Origin of the sequence: Streptomyces sp. AC512_CC834 (assembly GCF_019049325.1) — a bacterium.
GTDB lineage: Bacteria > Actinomycetota > Actinomycetes > Streptomycetales > Streptomycetaceae > Streptomyces.
The window spans coordinates 1-241 of sequence record NZ_JAGMUO010000136.1 but is presented as its reverse complement, the minus strand read 5'-3'; the positions used below and the strand labels follow the sequence as shown (position 1 = coordinate 241).

The window sequence follows — 241 nt, the reverse complement described above, 5'->3', positions numbered from 1 at the left end:
TGATGGTCGTACTGGACGCGACCATCGTGAACATCGCCCTCCCGTCCGCCCAGGCCGACCTCGGCTTCTCCGACGGCAACCGAACCTGGATCGTCACCGCCTACTCACTCGCCTTCGGCAGCCTCCTGCTGCTGGGCGGCCGGATAGCCGACCTGTTCGGCCGCAAGCCGGCCTTCCTGGTGGGCATCGGCGGCTTCGCGGTGGCCTCCGCGATAGCCGGCGCCGCCCCGAACTTCGAGGT

Annotated in this window: 1 protein-coding gene; it reads left to right on the top strand. The window is 69.3% G+C overall.

The genetic code is table 11. The annotated features are described in order from the left end of the window. Positions 1–2: 2 nt before the first annotated feature. Positions 3–241, top strand: a 239-nt coding sequence (locus KUM40_RS40740; protein ID WP_217171452.1) for an MFS transporter, incomplete at its 3' end; no start/stop codon positions are given.